14 protein-coding genes and 3 pseudogenes are annotated in these 22,389 nt (G+C 33.0%); 9 read left to right on the forward strand and 8 right to left on the reverse strand.

Going from position 1 to position 22,389, the window contains the following annotated elements:
* Positions 1–28: 28 nt before the first annotated feature.
* The 3 genes from OPR50_RS00660 to OPR50_RS00670 form a co-directional block, all read right to left on the reverse strand.
* Entirely contained in the window at positions 29–5,740 is a 5,712-nt protein-coding gene (locus tag OPR50_RS00660) for a hypothetical protein (RefSeq protein ID WP_265024116.1), read from the reverse strand.
* A 32-nt stretch (positions 5,741–5,772) separates the two neighbouring features.
* Positions 5,773–7,047, reverse strand: a complete 1,275-nt coding sequence (locus OPR50_RS00665; RefSeq protein WP_167482800.1) for a hypothetical protein — start codon at positions 7,045–7,047, stop codon at positions 5,773–5,775.
* Positions 7,048–7,675: 628 nt separating this feature from the next.
* On the reverse strand, positions 7,676–8,332 hold the full coding sequence (locus OPR50_RS00670) for an exopolysaccharide biosynthesis protein (RefSeq protein WP_264339068.1): 657 nt from the start codon (positions 8,330–8,332) through the stop codon (positions 7,676–7,678).
* Between the two features lie 379 nt (positions 8,333–8,711).
* On the opposite strand from OPR50_RS00670, the gene OPR50_RS00675 reads away from it, so the two are divergent.
* Together OPR50_RS00675 and OPR50_RS00680 are read left to right on the forward strand one after the other, a co-directional pair.
* Positions 8,712–10,970, forward strand: coding sequence for a hypothetical protein (locus tag OPR50_RS00675; RefSeq protein ID WP_265024117.1), 2,259 nt, complete (start codon positions 8,712–8,714; stop codon positions 10,968–10,970).
* A gap of 412 nt (positions 10,971–11,382) precedes the next feature.
* Positions 11,383–12,708 carry an IS4 family transposase gene (locus tag OPR50_RS00680; RefSeq protein ID WP_265024118.1) on the forward strand — a complete coding sequence of 442 codons (1,326 nt, stop codon included), beginning with the start codon at positions 11,383–11,385 and terminating at the stop codon, positions 12,706–12,708.
* 7 nt (positions 12,709–12,715) lie between these two features.
* On the opposite strand, the pseudogene OPR50_RS08575 reads toward OPR50_RS00680, so the two are convergent.
* A pseudogene (locus tag OPR50_RS08575) lies at positions 12,716–13,553 on the reverse strand (IS630 family transposase); the annotation flags it as partial.
* A 302-nt stretch (positions 13,554–13,855) separates the two neighbouring features.
* On the opposite strand from OPR50_RS08575, the gene OPR50_RS00695 reads away from it, so the two are divergent.
* The 4 genes from OPR50_RS00695 to OPR50_RS00710 all read left to right on the forward strand — a co-directional run bounded on the left by OPR50_RS00695 (position 13,856) and on the right by OPR50_RS00710 (position 16,780).
* Positions 13,856–14,311 (forward strand): Hsp20/alpha crystallin family protein, encoded by a 456-nt coding sequence (locus OPR50_RS00695; RefSeq protein WP_141456730.1) that lies wholly within the window; start codon positions 13,856–13,858, stop codon positions 14,309–14,311.
* 197 nt (positions 14,312–14,508) lie between these two features.
* A complete protein-coding gene (locus tag OPR50_RS00700) occupies positions 14,509–15,591 on the forward strand; it encodes a hypothetical protein (protein ID WP_264339566.1) in 1,083 nt (360 codons plus the stop codon).
* Positions 15,592–15,792: 201 nt separating this feature from the next.
* Positions 15,793–16,230: an IS200/IS605 family transposase gene (gene tnpA, locus OPR50_RS00705; RefSeq protein ID WP_006279552.1), complete on the forward strand. Its 438-nt coding sequence runs from the start codon at positions 15,793–15,795 to the stop codon at positions 16,228–16,230.
* Between the two features lie 337 nt (positions 16,231–16,567).
* Positions 16,568–16,780: a plasmid pRiA4b ORF-3 family protein gene (locus OPR50_RS00710; RefSeq protein ID WP_141456728.1), complete on the forward strand. Its 213-nt coding sequence runs from the start codon at positions 16,568–16,570 to the stop codon at positions 16,778–16,780.
* A 117-nt stretch (positions 16,781–16,897) separates the two neighbouring features.
* On the opposite strand, the gene OPR50_RS00715 is transcribed toward OPR50_RS00710, so the two are convergent.
* From OPR50_RS00715 to OPR50_RS00725, 3 genes and pseudogenes are all read right to left on the reverse strand, one after another.
* Complete coding sequence (locus OPR50_RS00715) at positions 16,898–17,908, reverse strand: hypothetical protein (RefSeq protein ID WP_141456727.1); 1,011 nt, start codon at positions 17,906–17,908, stop codon at positions 16,898–16,900.
* Between the two features lie 66 nt (positions 17,909–17,974).
* Positions 17,975–19,462, reverse strand: a complete 1,488-nt coding sequence (locus OPR50_RS00720) for a recombinase family protein (protein ID WP_265024119.1) — start codon at positions 19,460–19,462, stop codon at positions 17,975–17,977.
* A pseudogene (locus tag OPR50_RS00725) lies at positions 19,455–19,646 on the reverse strand (DUF2924 domain-containing protein); the annotation flags it as partial. The gene OPR50_RS00720 and the pseudogene OPR50_RS00725, both read right to left, overlap by 8 nt.
* Positions 19,647–19,736: 90 nt before the next feature.
* Between OPR50_RS00725 and OPR50_RS00730 the strand changes: the two are divergent.
* Complete coding sequence (locus OPR50_RS00730; protein ID WP_265024118.1) at positions 19,737–21,062, forward strand: IS4 family transposase; 1,326 nt, start codon at positions 19,737–19,739, stop codon at positions 21,060–21,062.
* Positions 21,063–21,074: 12 nt separating this feature from the next.
* On the opposite strand, the pseudogene OPR50_RS00735 reads toward OPR50_RS00730, so the two are convergent.
* Positions 21,075–21,305: pseudogene (locus tag OPR50_RS00735) on the reverse strand (IS4-like element ISWosp8 family transposase); the annotation flags it as partial.
* 321 nt (positions 21,306–21,626) lie between these two features.
* Here OPR50_RS00735 and OPR50_RS00740 point away from each other — a divergent pair.
* Positions 21,627–21,983 (forward strand): hypothetical protein, encoded by a 357-nt coding sequence (locus OPR50_RS00740; protein WP_227738564.1) that lies wholly within the window; start codon positions 21,627–21,629, stop codon positions 21,981–21,983.
* A 42-nt stretch (positions 21,984–22,025) separates the two neighbouring features.
* On the forward strand, positions 22,026–22,310 hold the full coding sequence (locus tag OPR50_RS00745) for a hypothetical protein (RefSeq protein ID WP_265024120.1): 285 nt from the start codon (positions 22,026–22,028) through the stop codon (positions 22,308–22,310).
* Positions 22,311–22,389: the final 79 nt, after the last annotated feature.

Consider the following 22,389-nt stretch of genomic DNA (forward strand, 5'->3'; position numbering starts at 1 on the left):
TTATGGGGAATAACGAGATTTCGTGATTTTATGTATCTGGTAGTCTGATAACATACTGATGTTGCCCTTTTTCTCCTTCTACCGTCACATCTTGATAGTGATTACATGCTACCATATAGCGATCATAATTAAGGCTTCCTCCATTATTATGATATTTCTGATAACTACTTGTAACATCAGAATTATTATAGCTAAAATCAACAACTACCTGACCTGAGTACATATCAGCAATTATCACTTTTTCACTAGGTATTCCCATGTGATTTTTGATGACTTCTATTTGAGATATTGGTATGTCCAAATTACTCTTACTAGCAATATCTTTTGCAATTTGGTAAGTGCTAGGCAATTCTTGACCTAGAATACTTGCTTGTATAAATGCTTTTAACTTCTTTTCACTATCCTGTATAACTTCTCCACTAATATCATTGCCTGAATTTTTCAACTTTTGATACCTAATATCCTCCGCCGTATCAAACAAAGACTTGTCTTGTATTGCAACAGATTCTGTTACTCCACTACAGTTTACTTGAATTATTAGATTTTTAAAATCATCGATTTTAGTACTTGAAACAATACTTTGTGTATCATTAGCTAAAAGATCTAAGCTATAGCCGACCTTTTCTATATCTTCACTTATTCCCCACTGTGTGATATTAGCAACTTGAACACTTATTACGTCAATATTCCCCTTTATTTTTCCTGTACTGCCTAAATCACTTACTATCCTAGCACTATCACTGTTTTCATTAATAATAAACACTGTTTGCTTCAATCCTCTGTGATGTACATTTTCTTTGTTGACCACTCTAACTTCATAATCTTTATCTGTGCAGTTAGATGAATTTTGCCAAACTTCCGCGTTTTTTACATTAATTAATCTCGTTTCACAGTGAGTAGTAATATTTTGCTTGTTGTCAGAGTTAGATACATAGTTATATGTGTTAACCAATCTTATGTTATTACTATTACCATAACGTATAGTTCCACTATGCAAATTTGCAGCGATATTATTAGCTTTAACATTCATTACTAGAGTATTTTCTTTTCCTGCTCCACCTTTGAGGGTACCAGACATAGAATTATTAATAATAAAAATAGTTTCATTGTTTTTAGAGCCAATATAACGTATATTACTACCCTCTGGAATATGCATTACTGCTGGATAATTTGCAGCTGCTGTCAATGTTTTCGGTCCTGAAATGTATAATACTGATCCTTTAGGAAAGGTTTGCTTTTTTGTATTACTAGGATCTTTTATTGTTGGACTAGTAAAAATAAAAGGTTCACCTGAGAGAGTAAAGCTCTCTTGACAGTTTCTATAGGTTTTGCCAGTATTGCAAGGCATATATACCTTATCCAAAGCGTAGGGCCGGAATATACGTTGTTCATTAATTATGCCACTACATTGATGTTGTGGTATTAAATGTCCTGATGGGGCCATTACGACTCTCAGCCCGCTATTGTACTCGTCTTGAGTTATATGGGGAAGGTACTTTGCCTCTTTACTAATCAAATAAACTTTTTTCTTTTCTTGTTTTGCAAGAAACTCTTCATATTCTTTAGTACTCTTAAATCTTGTAGCGCCTATGTCATCCAGCTGATAAAATTCTAAGTAGAGAGGTCTAGATATATTTAATGAAGATAAATCAGTTTTTATATTAGAAGTTACATCAAAGGAGATGCCATCATATTTTTTTTCTAATTCACACTCCCACACAGTATTGCAACCAATCCCGCTACCCATACAAATGGTCCTTTCTTTAATGGTAGTAATTACCTCATGGTACTTTTCCTGAATGGAAGAAACATATTGTACAACTGCAGCTATATTAGGGTCAGAATTAAGGTAATTTATGGCATTGCTTTTCACAGTATTTAAATAACCCTTTATCCTTATATAGTCTTCGTATATTGCTTTTTCGGAATTTGAAAAAAATATTTTAGTACGATCGATATTAGATATAGGAATTTGTGCTGCTATTGCTTGCGCTTCCATTGTTCTACTGTATAAGGACTGATGCAATGAAAACACAATATCAGGAACCATAGTAAATACTGACATCCTACCTAAAACTTTGCCTGCAGCAGATAACCCTCTTAAAATCTTAGTAGTAGCACTTACACTTTTTATTGTAAAACTAACTCCTGCACTTATAGGCCTTATACTCATGCTTGCTAGTTTTATACCACTACTAGCTGTCCAATAATAATTTAGTGGATGATGATTACCTTGAGCTATTTCGTTTATACTATATCCAAATTGATAAGCAATAGTTGCAAATGTAATACTTTGAACTATAGGATTACTGATAATCTTAACAAACGTTTGACGTACAGGCTGTGGTACCTTACTAATCAATTTTCCCACTTTACTATTAGGAGAAATACTTACGCTTGTCCTAACATCATCCATAGCATCTAGTATACCATTGATACCAAATACTTGCTTTAAAGCATTATTATCATGTCGTCCAAGTGTTGCTGTATCACTTATACTATCAAGCAAGTCATATATAGCCATCATGGAAAAAAACTTTCCACCTTTTGCTCCTTTTATTTTCGCTGAATCAAATTTATCACGATCAAATGCAATTCCTTTTTCTTGAAGGCTGCTTTCTACATTACTAATATAATCTGCAAAAACTTTTTCACCAAGATCATCAAAATGATTTTTAAACGTATCAAAAGTATCTTCCCTAACACCTTTTGCTAGCAAGTTCTGTTTAATTTCCTCTACAATACTAGAGTAATCTTGATTAGTTTGAACATCACCTATATCTTCAATGTATTTTTTATTCTCTAACAACTGCTTATCATTTGATAGTTGATGTAATTTATTATGAATTTTCTCTCTTTCTGCATCTGTAGTAAAATTTTTAATTATATCATCGAATTTTACTTCATAGCCATCGATGCTTAAATAATACTCAATATTTTGTCCTTTTATTTTTTCTTTTATAACGCGATCCTTATCTCTGCCTACTTTTACTAAGATCTCAATACCATCACTATAATCATCTACAAAATATCTTTCTGCATTCTTCATTTCTATAATATCACCTATTATCAATTTTTTATCATTACCATTGTTATCTTTTACTTTTACATATACATCAGTCCTATCAGCATTGCCTATCATATCAAACACTTGCTCACGACCTATATCTACAATTTCATTAGTTAAATCCTTAGCATTATCAATATCAAATAGCTCTTTAACACGTTGCTTTTTTTCTTCCTTTGTAACCTTTTCTTCATCACGTGAATCTATGCATGGTATACCTATATCACGTCTTTTTCTTGTTGAACATTGGCTAAAACTAAAAATGGAGCTATGAACTACCTTAACAGGAGTAAATTCATCTTTACTTACTAAAATAAGAGAATTTGTATTACTCGCCCCTTTGTCAAAAATAACACCCATAAAAGCAACTTTGTTGCCATCTGTAAGCGTTTTATAAGTAACACCTTTTGTATACTCTTTAGTTATTTGATTATTTGCTTCTGTTATTAATGCATCAGCTGTCTTACCTTCCCTTGGTCCTTTAACCTCCAATCCTACCGGATCATACTCTTTAGCACTGCTGGCTTGGTTTGCAAACTTAATACCATGAACTAGCATATCAATGCGTTTTCCCCTACCTGTTTGAAACTCTGTTAATATTAACGCTCTATCTTCTTGTTGTGGTTCTCCTAGCTTGATATCACTATAATGGTCAAATGCTCCATGCAATACTGCCTGAGTATGTGCTTCTTTTTCTATTAAACCTTTAAGAGGTAATATTGCCTCGCCTACTTTGCCAAATAACTTCTTGTACTTACCTATTGATGAAGATTGATCTTGTAAAGAAGCAAGCTGAGATACTAGTACTTCATCAAATGTTTTCTTAAAATCCTTAGGATAAGGAATATCTTTAAAATTACCTTCAAATTTATTAGTTTCTCTTCTATTATACTGCTCTAGGGAAACGGATTCTCCCACTTCCACGCTAAAATACTCTTTAAATTTTGATTTTTTCTTAATGTTAAAATTAAGATTTAGTTCAACTATTTTTCTTTCTCCTATTTCTTGCTGAAGTCGATCAAGAGGAATTCCCTTGTTCATCACATTAGCTCTTCCATCTGTTTCAATAATATTCATTACACAAACTGATTTTTGAGCATTGCTTGGAATAAATACCATTGTTACAGCTCCATGGCTTTGATCCAAGTGAGATGGTTGACCGGCTCCTTGCCCTTTACTTTTCTGATCTTTAAGACGTTGAGATTTAGGTTCAGGTTGAGCTTCGGTAGGTATATTTTCACCGTAAATAAAAACATGCTTTTCAAAATTGCTATTTAAAACCTTAACTTCATTTAACAATAATGATTGTCCTAGCAAAAACCTGCTAAAATAATGATTATCTCCCTTTTCTCCTGTACCAGGAAATGTATGATAAATACGCTCTATATTATTTTGAATTCGCTCTTTCAACTCTCCTTTATCAATTTTACGATTATTGTGCTCATTAATAGATACCAATACCTCATCAAAAAGAGGAGTAATTTCTTGATCACGTGATTTAGCAACAATATTCGAAACAGGAGATGGATGATCAAGGTTTACACCAACGCATAGCATGTCATTTGCAGTAGTTAAAATTCTCATTACATTCGGTTGAAAACCTTTCGTGTAATCCTCAGCTTGCTTTAAAGCAGCTGCTGGTGTAGTTTTACTCTTTTCTCCTATTTTACCTTCTTTTAACTCTGCTTTAGTAGCAGCCTTCATCTCTATAATAATAGGAATAGCATTTAATGATCTATCCTTACCACGAGGTACCAGAACAATATCAGCATAACCCCTTCCTGCAAATTGCTCTAGATAAACTCTAAGATTATGTCTATAGCGAAAATTTACAAGAACACCTGCTACAAACCCATGATGCGCTGCTTCTCGTGTTCCTTGAGCATAGGTAAGTGAATTCTTATATTCAGAGTGAATTTTACTAACTTTTTTTAGAATATTTTCAACAGGTTCTTTCACTTTTTTTACATCAGGATTAGTCAGCTTCGCTATATCACTTTCTGGATTACTCCACAACCCTCCTCTTACCTCATGAAAACCTTTGCTAACAGCAGAATTAAGTACTCTCGTATCTATTACTTCGACATTAATACCCTCTTTGTTAATATTATTTCTGGAAATATGTATTAACCTAAAGTCCATTTCTAATACAGAATCTATCGGACCTTTAAATGCATCTTTTATATCTTGAGCTTCAGCTTGTATACTTTTGCCTTTAGGTGGAGTAAGACATTTCTTCAATATCTCTACCAGATCACCTGAAGTAAACTTACAGTTTTTATTATCAGAGTTATGCTCTGAAATAGAAATTAATTTTACATGCTTTTTAACGTCTTCATAAGATTGTATTTTATCATTACTAATAACAGCTACTTTTAATGTACCTGAATCAAATCTAAAATACATTTTTTTAATCTTCAGACTTTTCGCAATTTCTGTATCTATCAAAGTAGAAAAACTTCCTAAAAAGAAATGAGGAAAAAATCCTTCTTTACCTACTGAATGTAAATATGATGGAATTTGATCGATATATGACTGAAACCTTGCTTTGAAAGATTCAAAATCACTTCCTTGTTGAGTTGAAGTACTTGGGCTAGCTCCTGCATTTGAACCTGCTTCTCGAATTAATAGTTCTATTAACTCAAAATCTTGTGTTCTTTCTTCGTTCGGCATAAAACTCCCTGTTAATATATAACTTTTTTTATTTACTTAGACTGGCTATGTGTTTTTCTAACTTCCACTTCAGTTAGATCACCACTTGGGCCAGGTATATTTTTGGGATTAAGTTCTTCATCAGCAGACTTACCATATGCCAAAAACCTATTTAATGAGTTACTATCTTCCTTCCCTAATAATATAGAACGTATATGATCTTTTTTAGAATCCATAAACTCCTTGATTTGCCTAGAATTAGCCTTATCTAACATTGCCCACACTGGCTCCATATAACCCTTCTCAATCAAAGGCACTAAAAATCTTCCTTGAAAGAAAGAATCATTCATCATTTCTTTTTCCAATATCAAAACACAATGATCATCAAAACCCCTCTTTTTCCACATGTGCGTGAAAACATTTACACCTTCATCTAAATAACACTCCGGACAGTCTCTTGTCATGGACTTTACCCAGAGACGGTAATCATCTTCTTTAACATCACTTGGTTCTAAACAATCAAATAATTCTTGAAATTTACCAAAGTTGAGTATATCAATCATAACGTTTAAAGAACCATAATAACCATTCTTCTCTAAATCTCTTTTCAAGAGCTCTCGATATCTATCAGGATTTATCTGATTAAGGAAGAACTCGAATATATCAGGGTAAACGCGAAAATTAGGTCCTGCCGTATAAGCTGCATTTTTCATCAAGATCTCATCTTTCTTCTGAGCACTTAATTCACCTGCAGGCAATGATTTTATCTTATTCCAAAAGAATTCCACTGCTTCTACTTTTCTACGATCTATAGCGCAGTAAAGCCCATACTCATATGGATGACGACCTCTTAAATCCAATTTATCGAGATACCCACTAATGAAATGTGACCAAAACTGAGCTAAAGGACCTTCTCCACAACACCTAACTAAGTGACTATATTCAAGCAAACTGTCATTACCTTGGGCAGACAACTCCTCCTTTCTTTCCTCAAATATAGCTCGTATTTCATCTTCCAAGCAACACTCACATGCAATCTGATATCTTTTTTCTCTAATAAAGGGATTATCTGAATCTGGTGGTGCAATAAGCTTTTTACCTACCATTTGTCTATTAAGCTTAACTCCGTGCAAGCCACTTACTTCTTTCCAAGACTGCTTGTCAGATAGTACTTGTGCAAGAAAATTGTACCACTTTTTACCAATCTTTGTGATTAAACCCCAATGTGCATAGCACCAGCGTTCAATTTGGAGGAGCTTAGATGCCTTGTAAGGATCATCCTCCTTAATAGATGAAAATAAAACTTCCGGAATATCTCCACGGTCCATAATTACCCCTCTTTGCAAATGATGAAAAAATACTTTGATTCTTAACCCTCTCACGTACCATAATGAACTAGCCTCTATCATACTCTAGGCATATTACTCTGTCTTTACAACTTGTCAATCATGATTTTAGAAATTTTTCCAACCCAAAGTAATTTCCGATGAAAGACTCTTAACAGGATCAATTTGTTTTTATATTTTATTTTTATCATACGCTTGTTAATTCTTTCGAAAGTAAAATGCTATTAATTTAGTGACGTACTTTATTAAAAATCAAATAATATAACCAATTTCCAGCGCTCAAAATCAAAGTCGGTGAGAATTGTTCTTTTTGGAATGTATTGGTCTTCCAAACGATACATACGAACTTTTTTATATGGTGATTTTATTATACGCTGAAATCACCTATATTGGCTTACTTTCGCTAAATCTACATATGAACTGTTTTGCCTAACTTTGTTGTAAAAATTCCAAGCTTTTACTTTTAAAACGCCGCTTTTGTTTAAATTGTTCTCACAACAGTACGTACTTTTTTATGCTTTTGAGACACAAACAGTAAACAAAAGAATTTGCTTCCACACTGGTTGCCATGGTATTTCTATAGAATATCTAATTTGCTAATAGCTCAAGATTAACCGTATGCAAAACTCTTGAGAAAAGAAAACGCACTAATTATAAGCTGTGGACCTTTTACTATTACAATAAGAGCAAATAATATTCCACACAAGGATACCAACACTCCAAGTATCGAGACAAGCCCGTCTTTATTCATAATACCAAGTGAAATAAGAGTCGTACCGATTGCTGGAATGAAGTGAGTCAACGGAAGCGGATTGGCTATCACCAATACGCAAACCAGCATTATAAATGCCAAAATCTTTTCACCTGGCCCACAGAAGATAAAAGACATTCTCGGTTTCATGAACTTTTCTATTTTTTTTAATGCAGGTAAAGTTTTTTTAACCACAAGGGCTAATGTTGAACGTTTAAAGGATTTCCTTTCCAACCAACGTGGCATCCAGGGAGAATGAAACCCAAGCAGAAGTTGTAATGAAAACAAGATTAAAGGTATAGAAAGAATAGTTGTATAACCAGGTGGAACCGGTATAGGCACCGATAGCGGCAAGGAGAAGATGATTATTAAAATACCAAAACCACGTTCTTGTAAAGCTGTTTTAATGTCAAACAATGTCACTTTATCACTATCAGCAGTACCAGTACCTGCAACCTCTTTTAGAATATCAGATGCTAATTTTTTATCTTCAGTCAAATTCTTACCCCTTTTCATAATTACCTTTTAACCAAACGACCCAATAATTAGCATAATCACTACTATAACACAACATCTATTCTTGATTTAACTGATTCATTCCTCTTTGAATTTCATACTTATGGTCTTATCTGTTTCGATACAAATTTTCGTTATTAGAAGATAAATGAGGTATATTATGAATTTGCTTAAACTCTTCAATTATAGGCAAAAAGGCCCTTTATACTGTACTAATAATGGTATTAGCTACGTGCTTTAACGTTATTATAATATTTTGCATATAAACCTATTTTATAAAAATTCACAATATGAATTAGTAAATAAATTATGTTTAAATCAGTTGCGTATATAGTAAATATAATGCATTGTGTGCCTTTGTTAATAGAAAGGTATAAGTATGCCTAGTTCAAGGCAGGTAGTACAATATAACTCATTTGATAGTAATAACCTTGAAGACACTACTTTGCCTTGCGTATTTAAAGATTTTACGATTACTTCTGAAGAGATATTTGAGATTGGTAGTGAGGGTAACCAAGTAATAGATAATTCAGATGGTGAAATAGAAAGGCTGCAACAAGAAAACTTTGATCTCAAGAAAAATGAAAAGCTCTTGGAATGCTATAAAGGTATAGCGGAAGAGTATGATCAAGAAGTGAGTGAGCTCAGCAAGAAAAATCAGATCCTAGAAAAGAAAATTAAAGAGCTTGAAGCTCAATTACAAAGAAAAACAAGAGAATTAACTAAAAATGGCCAAGAAATTGAACGGCTAAAACAAGAAATAGAAAAAGTATTATTGGACGTGAAGAATAAAAATGACATAATAGGGAACTTGGACAGCAAATTAGAAGATATGAAGAGTGAAATACAGATGATAGACAAAAAAAATGAAGAGTTACAGCAAAGGTTAAATTTGGTTGAATCTAACTCAAGTAGACTAAGAAAAGAAAGTGTAGTGCTGGTAGACAGTATAGAGGATTTGAAGAGTAATTATGAAAACCAGATATTAGAAAAAGATAAGGAACTTAATGATGTAATAGGCCAGCTCTATGTTTATTTATCAGAGCGTGAAGAACTGTTTGCAGAATTTAGTTCATTGCAGAATGAAAATGAGAGTTTAAAACAGAAAAACTTCTATATTAGTAATGAAGTGTCTCTTGAAGATGAATTAAACAAAGAAAACGTAAGAAAAGAAATAGTAAGACCTCAGTCTACAACAAAAGTGGAAATGAGGCGTATCAATGATAATGATGACCAGGAATCAATATGGCTATATAGAGAAGCAGAAGATTATCAAACAGGTGAAGATAAAAAACCTAAAAATACTAACTACGACATTGGAGTATGGAATGAAGATGACGATGAAAGTAGCGATGATCAAAAATCAACCTGGCTGTACGAAAAAGTAGAAAACAATCAAGATTATCGAACAAGTGAAGACAAAAACCTTGAAAACACTGATTACGATATTGAAGTATGGAATAAAGATGACGATGAAAGTAGCAATGATCAGGAATCAACTAGTGAAAGTGACTATAATGTTAGCTATTGCTTTGATTATGATGAAATTGTTGGTAGGACCTACGGTCAACTAGTCTACAATGCAAACATAATACGTAAAAAAGATTCTTTTTCCTTAGCAAAAGTAAAATTAAGAGAAAGAGAAAGAGAAAAATATGAAAGTATTTGGCAAAAAATAGATAATATTCATGATGAATTGGATGCTTTGGGTAACTATGGTAATGAAGAGGATTATGAAGAGTGCAATAAAAGACTTGATAAAATTGTAAGCGAGGCGCTGAAACAAAGAGTAATGTTCACTCTTCCGTATAAAGCTAATATATCTTTAGTGGATCGCATAATTGATACATTGCAAAAGCTATATTTTTCTTACGATACTACCCGAATTTATGGATTTTTAGATGAGAAAAAGATATTGCAAATAGTATCAAGAGGTGCGTCTTTAAATAGATTTAGCGATGAAGAACATGGCGATTTCGTGAACATAATTTGCTCAGATAGATACGCTCTAGATCAACGAGAAAAAATACTTTTAGAACTTAAGGACTTGGTGTACAAAAGTATCGTAGACGTAAGTGTAAAAACTGATGATCATGATTTTGAGTTAGAGATGGACAATGGACACTTTTGTATAAAATATCCAAAAGATAGTGTTGTCGAAGTTGCAAGAATATTCAACAATAAAAAAGCTAAAAATTTAGGTCTGGAAATTGGTATGCTTCAAGTTGGAGAAAGTATAGTTAGAGTTGAAAATGAAGAAGGAGTTAGGAATTACACCGACATTTCGGAGGGTAGAATTGAAATGTCTTTTACTACTTACTTTGGGAAGGTCAGTGTTTATTTATCTCCTAGTGATAGAGATAATAATAAAATAGAAGTAAAGCTCGCCAACGAAGAAAGCATAGCACGTTTTAGTAAGTTGGAGGATAAATCAAGTTTAGGGGGGAGCTGTCTTTTAGGAGGAAAAAATGTTTCTATAGGCATAGAAGATGGTTATTTTGAAATAAACAGTGACGTTTCTGAAGAGTTAGCTAAAACTATGAAACAGTCAGATTGTACAATAGAAAAATCATATGTTCCATCTAGCTTTATGAAAGAAGCTTATTGCAATCAGTTAGTAAATGAAAGGGGAATTTAAAAATCAGGCTCAAATATTTCAAAAATAACCATTCAAAGCAGCATTTTTTATACAACTTCGTTTTCAATCTATCTGGAAAGAAGATATCAAGTATTCAAAGTCCAATTCGACAAATCCATAGTCCATTCTTCCTCTAGCTTTTTTATCACTAATCCAAAATTTAGGTATAATACCAAATATCATAAATAAGTAGGCAAATAACTCACAGAACAAATAGTTTTGATCGAACTTTCCGTAATATTACGAATGAATGCACATATAGTATCCTCCAATAAACTAACAGAGTCATATATTCTATTTTTAATGAGATTGTCTTTCAAATCATACGCGTCAAGTTAAGAAAATAAAGGTATGAAAGAGATAGAATAATAAGGTATAAGTTCTCCCAGATATACTTTTAGTGAGAGAACCAATGAATAAAATAACTTGCTTATCAAAAAAGCTCAAAGAATTTTTTAATGAAAAAGCAGAGAAAATCTCAATTACAACAAGGTTTATAAAAAGAAAGAGAAAGCTAAAAGGTTCATCATTCGTAAAAGCCATGGTCTTGGGTAATATAGGAGTTGATAATTGTAGCGTAGAAACAATGTGTCAATTACTAAACGAGGACTCGATAGATATAACAAAACAAGGTTTGGATTTTAGATTTACTGAAGAAGCAGTGGAATTTATGAAAAGGATGTATAATGAATCTGTGATTCTCTTTAAAAATATCTTGCAAGTTGATTGCAAAATCTTACAGCAATTTAATAGTGTTAAATTATTGGACAGTAGCTATATTACTCTACCTAACAGTATGGAAGAGATGTATAAAGGTTATGGTACTAGCTACAGTGGCTATGAAAGCAATACTAAGTCTGGAATAAAGTTACAATTAGTTTTCGACTACATGAATCAGATAATAGACCAACTTAATTTAACGGAGGGGGTAAGATCAGACCAGGGATATAGGAAACATTTAAGTAATATATTAAGCAATGATTTGCTAATATCTGATCTCGGTTATTTTGTGCCAAGTTCTTTTAAACAAATCAATGAAATAGGAGCTTATTTCATAAGTCGTTATAAATCCGATACCAACATATATGATGTAGAAACAAATCAAAAAATGGAGTTATTAGAATGTTTAGAGGATAAGTTATTTTTAGAAAACGAGGTATTGTTAGGAAAAGAAGCAAAAATTAGAGTAAGAATTATATGTCAGAAACTAACTGAAGAACAGTCTATGGCCAGAAGAAGGAAAGCTAATAGATTAGCAAGATCGCAGGGATATACATCCTCTAAAAGAAATCAAAAATTGTTGAACTGGTCAATATTTATAACTAATGTTCCAGAAAATAAAATTAGTGCTGAGCAAGTATTAACGATTTACAGAGTAAGGTGGCAAATTGAGTTATTATTTAAATTGTATAAAAGCCATATCAGGCTTGATAAGCTAAAAGGAAAGCCATGCAGAGTATTATGTGAACTATATGCTAAATTGTGCGCAATTCTTATATTTCACGGCATAGTTGGTTGCACAGAAGTGAAAAAGAATACAGAACTTAGATTAACAAAGGCATTTATTGAGCTAAAAAGGCGGGTTAGAGAGTTATTTTTAGTATTAACCAAAATTAATAGTTTAAAAGCATTTCTTAAAAAACTCACTATAACTTGGTCGCGATTTTCATTAAAAGACAAACGTAGAAGGGCTAGAGTATCCACTTTAACCTCTCTAAATTTGCTCACAATCTCTTAACTTGACGCGTATGGTCTTTCAAATATTGCCATAAACGCTCTACTGGATTTAACTCTGGTGAATATGGAGGTAAGTAGATTAAGGTAATATTTTGTGGTATTTTTAAACCTTTGGATCTATGCCATCCTGCACAATCCACAATAAGAAATGCCTCCCTTGTTCCTAAATATTGTGACATCTGCTCAAGGAATATATTCATACAATCAGTATTGACGTTTGGTGCGAATAAACTAGAAGTCTCTCCATTTCTAGGATTAACTGCACTATAGAGATAAAAGTTTTGCCTACCTAATTTCACCTTAACCTGTGTCCTAATGCCTTTTTTAAACCACCCGTGTCCAATCTTTGAATGTGTGCCAAACCGCGATTCATCGAAGAAAAATAGCTCTTTTTCGGGATACGTGACAATAGTTTCATTAAGATTTTTTTTTAAACTTTTCTTGTTTATTTTTATCCTGTTTATTGTGCACAGGCCTTGGAGTAATATACGAAAAACCTAACTTTTGCATCAGTCCATGTGCTGTAGACTTACTTACCTCAATAGAAAACATTTTCTCAATTATGATTTTTAATTTCTTAGCCGTTAGGTTGGCTCCTTCTTCTGCTATGACATTTTTAATTTCTTCTTGCTGCTTGTAGCTCAACTTCGGCTTTACTCCACGTCCTGGTTGTATTTTAAACGCATCGACTCCTCCTTCCTTAAATCTTGTAATCCACTTCATCAATGTAGTTCTAGTAATTCGGTATATTTGAGCAACTTTTGTTATTCCATATTCTTTTCCAGATATTATTGCCTGTAATCTTCTTCCTATCTCTCCTCTTATTCCGTGCTTCTTTAATTCCAGGTTACACTTATTATATCATTCTTCTCCTATTGCTTTACTTTTTCCTGCCATAACTCCTCACTAATTCTTAAATTGTTCTATTTTAGAAATTTTTCTTTATTTGTCTATTTATTTTTAGGAATTGGTATTAGTTTATTGGAGGATACTATATGTGCATTCATTCGTAATATTACGGAAAGTTCGATCAAAACTATTTGTTCTGTGAGTTATTTGCCTACTTATTTATGATATTTGGTATAAGGTATTGAAACTAACAAGTGGAATGATTACATAATGCACATATTAGTGAAAGGAGGTACAACATGAGTAATATAGTTCATTCAAATAAAAACAATAACCGTGATAACTTTAGTGTAAGAGGGTTACAAAGGGCCGTTGATGACATATTTGATAGCTTCTTTACAGGATGGAATCCAGAGCTTTCCAGAAGAAGCAACAGTCTATTACCAGCTTGTGACTTTTATGAAACAAAGGAAAGCTATTGCCTCTCATTAGAGTTACCAGGTATTTCCAAAGAAAGCATAGATATTAGTATATCTGGCGATAGCTTAATAGTGAAGGGTGAAAAGACATGTGATAACGAGTCAAAAGATAAGCAGTTTTATCATCGAGAAAGGTACTATGGCTCTTTCTATAGGTCTATTCAGCTTCCAGTAAATGTGGAGCGAGATAAAGTATCTGCTAGTTTTTCAGATGGAGTATTACATGTAACCATACCTAAGTCAGAGAAACACATCAAGAAGATTGATGTAAAGTAACCAGTAAGTGGTAGCAGGCTTCTAGTTTGAGGCTTGCTATTTTGAATCATTATAGATAGAATATAATAAAGTTCTATTGTCTTTGCGTATTTGTTGTACAGATGGTGTAAGGCCTTTGTTGCGTTTAGGTGTTGTTAATAATCTATTAATGGTTCTTATGTTATAATCAAGTTTAGGGGCTTTAATAAGTACGGACTATGACAGAAGCAAATCCAATAGTTACGTTGAAGGTTAAAATTAAAGAATTTAGCTTTAGTAAATTAAAGGCTGGCGAGAGCAATAAATCAGCACACTCTGGTGAAACAATGTATTTCGATCTTCCAAGAATGAACTTTGTTATTAATGGAAAGATTATAGATACAGTTTTAACCTCTGTGTTAATGGAAGGAGCGAAATATCGCAAAAGCAACCTTTTTAATAGTTATGATATATATAGCGCTGAAGCCGCAAGCAAAAAACAAAGAGAAATAGATAAAGATCATGGCAGGGCTTTTGTTAATTCAGTCCTTAAGGATCTTGAAAAAGAACTTGCATATAACGCGTTAAGTGAATTGTGGGAAAGTCATTGTGAAAATCCTGAAATTCCTGATTATCAGAAAACCAATTCGTACGGTAGAGATTTTGAGAGATTTTACAATGCTGGAAGAGAGCATATGCATCTATTACTCAAAGTAGGAGATGAGAATAAGAACTACCGACCATTTGTAAAGGAAGTTTTTAAGGAAATGTTTAAATATGCTGAAGCAGAAGTTCCGAGTGCCCCTATCTTAGAAGAACTAGTTACTAATTGTAATCAAGCAGGATACTTAGCAGGTATATTTATTGAATATCACTCTGCACTTAGCAATTATCGATTAACAACGCAAGACCCTGACAAAGTAATGAATATTGATTACACTGACCATAATAACATAAGAGTAAAGTCTGATATGGAAATACCTGTAATCAAATTTGATAATCCAGGGGAAAAAATATGTGGTCTATCCACCTCACTGGAATTTACACTTGAGTCTCAAGATGGAAAAGATGGTGTAACCTATAAAGACGGTAAATTATCACTCACTGTTCCCAAGGAATTAAAAAATTATAAAGAAGGAGATAGAAACTTGCTCTCTATTATTAGAGAATACTTTCAAAAATTCTGTGAAAAATTGGGATTTAAATTTGAGATGGAAACACAAAAAATAGAGCATGATTTAGACGATTTGCCGAAAGTAAACAGTCATCTTCAAGGCCTAAGAACGCCTATTTCCAGCAACGACCATATCATCGGTCATTAAAAGTAAGTATGTGTTGTCAGAACGAATGAAAGTTCAGTTAAGCTTTTTCTAAAGTATAGCATTTCTCCTAATAGTCCGAATAGGGTAAGATATGTGGGTAAGGTTATGTTTGACTTTCCATAAGATGGTACAAGCCTCCACCTTCTAGGTGGAGAAACTTTAGTTTGTCAATGTCATAACTGTACTTTATAAAGTATAGTTATGACGGAATATGACAAAGGAAAACACACTGTATTTTATCATAGGTACCATATAGTCTGGATTACAAAATATCGGTACAGAGTATTAACTAAGGCTATGAAGGAGAGAATACGAACAATCATAGCAGAAGTATCTGAAGAAATGGGGATTAAGATAGAAAACGGAGTAATATCATCAGATCATTTACATTTATTCGTAGTAATACCTCCTCATATAGCTGTGAGTGATTTTGTTCAAAGAGCCAAAGGCAGGTCTTCACGCAAAGTTCAACAAGAATTTCCAGAGCTAAATAAAATGTACTGGGGAAAGCGTTTTTGGGGAAGAGGATACTTTAGTGCTACCAGCGGACATATCACAGATGAAGTCATTAATGAGTACATCAATAAACATACAGATGCACATCAGCCTCATTCTATATCTAGTATAAGATTGGAGTAGCTTTAGCTTCTCACCGCGCTTCCAGCGCTATATCCAACCTTTCGGCTCTCAGCCGATAGTGGTTGAGTTGTGTTGTTTTTTTGCTATTGGTTAATTTAATGTAAGTTAAAGATAAATTAAGTGGATAAGAAAAAGAAAGTATACTTATTTAAAGTTTCTCTAGACAAAAAAATCTACCGTGAGATGGAATTGAAAGCTGTCTTTATAAATTTGCAGAAACTATCATAAAGGTCTTTAGTTTTGAGTTAGATCATTAATTTGGTTTTTATAGTAACATAAACGATATTTATGAAAGTAATGAAGTATACACTTTATTTTATAATACTGATTATAGTTTATGCCTAATGAAAAAAGCGTCAAAAATTCTTATATCTACAAGGTTTTTGAGCCAGATAAAAAAATGATTTTTCTTTTTGATTATGGCGATAATTGGGAATTTTTAGTAGAATGTTGTGGCATTATTGAAGCAGAAGCTGGAACAAGATATCCAAAAGTTACTAAAAAGCAAGGAGAGGCTCCTCCACAATATCCTGACTACGAAGATGAGTAGTGTAAACAATATACCTATTAAGTTGATGGATTGCCTTGAGGAAAATAGCAGCAGGTTTAGTACTTGGTTAGTAAATTAGAAGTATTTCTTAGGAAATTATTTTAATATCTGTGTTTTTTAGGAATGTTCTCTTGCGTTGGATCGGAAGAGCTCTTCTACCTTCTCTAGCTTTGTACTCGGTTCTAGGGTACTGTACAACGCAAAGCTTATGCATGCCAATCCAGCAATCACTCCAACTGTTCCTATAGTAGGCATTTTCATAATATGTGATACAATACCACTTACCAGTAGCACCACCCCAACGGCACCAGTCAGAATCGCTCTCCGTTGCATTGCTTTTGTTGATGATTCTTCATCTGCAATTTTGAAAGATTTATCGTTAACACAAGGGTTAGAAGAAAAGATTCTTAAAGCATTCAGCTCTTTTACCACCGTTCTTCCTGAGTTAGCGAAATTCCCTTGATTTTCTTCATTCCTTTCATAATCTTCACCATTATTAATCTTCTTGCACGGCTGAGTGCCAGTTTCTGCGGTTTCTTCTTGTTGTTCTCCATAAAAATTTTCTTTATTCTTATCCGAAACTTCTTCAATATCTTCTGAAATATTATAAGCCACTGATCCTTCCATAATAGTTTCTATTAACGAGTTTTTTTCTTCTTTGTCACTTGTCATATTTGGATTCATCACTTCCTTATCATCCCAAGGCTCAAAACCTTCTACCCTTACTACACCATCTTTAACAGTACTATATGTACGTATTAATTCTCCATGACTTCCTAAGTAGTCCGAGACTATTTTCGTACGATTAAACTCCTTAAAAAGCCCATGTTTTTTAGCTTCTTCTAAAAGATCATTCTCAGCTTGCTTATTCTTGCAAAATCTAGCATAATGTAATAGTGTGAATACGTCTCTTCTACGTTCATATATATCAACTATTAGTATCCACGGAATCTTTCGTGTATCATGAAAGGATTTACTAATTTTTTCACTGATACTTTTACCCTCTTGTATCCTTTTTAATAGCTTAAAAAGCTCCTTTTTATCTTTGCTTGTTAACTGATCTTGATCAAATGGCAACTCATAGGTTATATCTGCTTCATTAGTTTTTCCGGTAATTAGTTTTCTCATATTATTTTTTTCTTTGTATCTCTTATGTAGCTAATTTGTATTAGTAAAGTATTAATCGTGTGATTTTTAAATCGCTAATTTGCAAAATTTCTTCATCTGCTCACTCCACAGCATTGGTATTTCCCTCAATTCAACTAACTTCAAACCCTTTGGCTGCCTCCCATTTACTATGTCTTCTTTGATCTTTGGTGCTAAATAATTTAACCTTAAAATTTGTTGTATACGTCTTGTACCTATATTAATTTTGGCACTTAGCTCTCCTACGCTTGCATATTTTCCCTCTTCTAGCTGACGTTTCCATAGGTGGGCTCTTACCACTGCTTTCAGTAACGCATTGTTTGTTTTACCTTCTGGCTCAATCACTGTACATTTATTTCCTTTCTTCTTCATTATTGGTATAAATTCCACCTTATCCTCCGAACCCATTTCTATTCCATCTTCTTTTACCATTACTCCTTTTATTAACTTTTTCACTACTTCTTTCTGTTTTCCAAAACTTAAATTTTTCCACTCTTCCGCTTTTTTTCCCCATTTTTCATATAGCTGTTCAGCTTTCTTCATCACTTCTTTTTCCACTTCTCCCGCTACTATAGTTCTGTTTATTGATTCACAACCTTTTCCCCTTAAGTGATTGTTACATATGTAATATCGATATCTTTTATTTTCTTTTTTTGAGTATGTCAGCGTCATGTTCACATTACAACTCTTGCACTTAATTATTCCCCTAAGTAGCGCTTCCTCATATTTTGCTTTTCTATATGGTTGATTCTTTATCAATTCCTGCGCTTTTTGCCATTTTTCTTCCTCTATTATTGCTTCATGTTTTCCTTCATACTCTTTCTCATAATGCCGTATTTTTCCCATATATATTGGATTTGTTATTATTCTTCTCACCGTCGCTTTTTTAAAGATATCTGATTTCGTATGGTACCCTTGGCTATTTAACTCTCTTGCCAACTCTGCCATTGACTTCAGCTCCAAATATCTTGCAAATATATGCTTTACTATTTTTGCTTCTTTCTCATTTATTATTAATTCTTTATCTTTTACATCATACCCAAACGGCAAAGTTCCTCCCATCCATAGTCCGTGTTCTTTTGATGTTGCTATTTTATTTTTTACCCTCTCTACTATCATTTCTCTTTCTAGTTGTGCGGCTCCTGATAACACCGTTTGTACGAACTTTCCCATTGGCGTATTATTGTCAAATATCTGCGTTACTGCTACAAAATTTACTCTATGTCTTCTAAAAAATGATGTTACTTCGATGCTGTCTTTTGTTTCCCTTGATAATCTATCTAGCGTATATACTACTACACAATCTACTTCTCCTTTTTTTACATCTTCAAATAATTCCTTTATTGCTGGTCTTTCTAAATTCTTTCCTGAGAAACCTCCATCGTCGTACCTTTTGGCCAATGCTACCCAGCCTTCTTTGCTCTTTATGTACTTCTCACATGCTACTCGTTGCGCATCTAAACTGTTAAACTTCTGCTCTATACCGTCTTCATTTGACTTTCTCGTATATATTCCACATCTTATCCCTTTACACATTTTCCCTTCCCTTTTGATCACGCAAACCAAATAGGAGCGGCCCATTGTAACTCATTCCCATTATTTTTCCGGCTACTACTGATAATGATGTGAAAAATTCTTCTCTGTAGATTAAACCCTTATCTGTTACCATTACTGCGTGAGTCTCTTCCTCTCTCTCTAATATTAGCTCTGTTCCCTCTACCATACGCGTCAAGTTAAGGAAATAAAGGTATGAAAGAGATAGAATAATAAGGTATAAGTTCTCCCAGATATACTTTTAGTGAGAGAACCAATGAATAAAATAACTTGCTTATCAAAAAAGCTCAAAGAATTTTTTAATGAAAAAGCAGAGAAAATCTCAATTACAACAAGGTTTATAAAAAGAAAGAGAAAGCTAAAAGGTTCATCATTCGTAAAAGCCATGGTCTTGGGTAATATAGGAGTTGATAATTGTAGCGTAGAAACAATGTGTCAATTACTAAACGAGGACTCGATAGATATAACAAAACAAGGTTTGGATTTTAGATTTACTGAAGAAGCAGTGGAATTTATGAAAAGGATGTATAATGAATCTGTGATTCTCTTTAAAAATATCTTGCAAGTTGATTGCAAAATCTTACAGCAATTTAATAGTGTTAAATTATTGGACAGTAGCTATATTACTCTACCTAACAGTATGGAAGAGATGTATAAAGGTTATGGTACTAGCTACAGTGGCTATGAAAGCAATACTAAGTCTGGAATAAAGTTACAATTAGTTTTCGACTACATGAATCAGATAATAGACCAACTTAATTTAACGGAGGGGGTAAGATCAGACCAGGGATATAGGAAACATTTAAGTAATATATTAAGCAATGATTTGCTAATATCTGATCTCGGTTATTTTGTGCCAAGTTCTTTTAAACAAATCAATGAAATAGGAGCTTATTTCATAAGTCGTTATAAATCCGATACCAACATATATGATGTAGAAACAAATCAAAAAATGGAGTTATTAGAATGTTTAGAGGATAAGTTATTTTTAGAAAACGAGGTATTGTTAGGAAAAGAAGCAAAAATTAGAGTAAGAATTATATGTCAGAAACTAACTGAAGAACAGTCTATGGCCAGAAGAAGGAAAGCTAATAGATTAGCAAGATCGCAGGGATATACATCCTCTAAAAGAAATCAAAAATTGTTGAACTGGTCAATATTTATAACTAATGTTCCAGAAAATAAAATTAGTGCTGAGCAAGTATTAACGATTTACAGAGTAAGGTGGCAAATTGAGTTATTATTTAAATTGTATAAAAGCCATATCAGGCTTGATAAGCTAAAAGGAAAGCCATGCAGAGTATTATGTGAACTATATGCTAAATTGTGCGCAATTCTTATATTTCACGGCATAGTTGGTTGCACAGAAGTGAAAAAGAATACAGAACTTAGATTAACAAAGGCATTTATTGAGCTAAAAAGGCGGGTTAGAGAGTTATTTTTAGTATTAACCAAAATTAATAGTTTAAAAGCATTTCTTAAAAAACTCACTATAACTTGGTCGCGATTTTCATTAAAAGACAAACGTAGAAGGGCTAGAGTATCCACTTTAACCTCTCTAAATTTGCTCACAATCTCTTAACTTGACGCGTATGGTATGGCAAATCTTATACCTTGCTTTAGAAAAAGCTTGCTTTGAGGGTACATGTCAATGGCTCCATAAGTTCACATTCTATTCCCAAACTTTTTTTAACTAACTTTAAAATCATAGAAAATACTGTCGAAAAAGCTTGTTCGTGTAAAACTCAACACAATGGATTTTCTGAAAAGTTTTCGAGTATATTATATTTTTAATTTGTAGAATAAGGTTTTTTCCTTTTTGCATATTTCACCTAAAAAGGACACATTTTAGACTTCTTTGTTGAAATAAAACAGAAACAAAAGTGCTGTCCCTTGCACTCTTTGGATAATTTAATGATAAAAAATTTAGAGAGAAATTTTATACACTATCGCTGATATTTTTCCTTAAGTTGACGCCATTGCCTGAACACTTACCTAATGATGAAGCTATCGAAAACATAGCAAAGAGACTTCAAAAATCTATAGACGATGCAAAAAAGCACAAGGTCATGTTTAGTGTTGATGTATTCCAAGGAGAAAAAAGTCATCAATAATAGATTATTCGATACTGATCTTATACCACCTCATGGAGCAAGATAAAAATGTTACTGAGACTGGAAAAGAAAAACTACGGCCTCTTATGTTAGAAATGTTTAATCTAGTTTCAACAGGCACTGATGTGAGCCAAGAAGTTCGGAGATTATTGCCAGAAGATATACTGAAAGAACGCGGCGAATATTTGTCACGTCTAAAACAAATTGTAAGTGATAGTATTGAAAATGACAAAAAAAAAGAAATTGTAGTAGAAAGAGATAATAAATTTTATTATGTACAGTGTCCAGAAAAAAGTGTGATCACTCCTGCAAAATTTATGAACTCCCCGGAATTTAAGGACTTAGAATATGGTGCATTGCGAATAGGAGAAGGAGATAATCTAATCTGAATAAAAAGCTGGCAATATCATGATATGCAAGGCAAAGTAAAAATGACCTTTAGGGTAGGCGATGAAAAGATCGAAATGATTTTATCTTCTGAAAAAGCTGAAAGTTTTGGTAAAATAATGGTACATATGGATGACAAAAGTTGTGAAATCTTCTCAAAGTACCTAAAAGAGCTAGAAAAAGAACCTCGTATAAGCAAGGTTGTTGAAGCTGCTAAAAGTTTTGCACAAACGAAAAGCAGTGCAGTTATTCCACCTCTTTCTAATATGAAAAGTGTTGACACATCGCAACATTTTCAAAGTAGTGACCATGAATCACCAGAGCATTAACAATTATCATACATACATTGTTGCATATAGCAATAGTGTATGTGTATAGTTAGTAGGGTTTGTAAACTTAATAAAGTCT

This window comes from Wolbachia endosymbiont (group A) of Epagoge grotiana (assembly GCF_947251775.1).
In the GTDB taxonomy this organism is placed as follows: Bacteria; Pseudomonadota; Alphaproteobacteria; order Rickettsiales; family Anaplasmataceae; genus Wolbachia; species Wolbachia pipientis.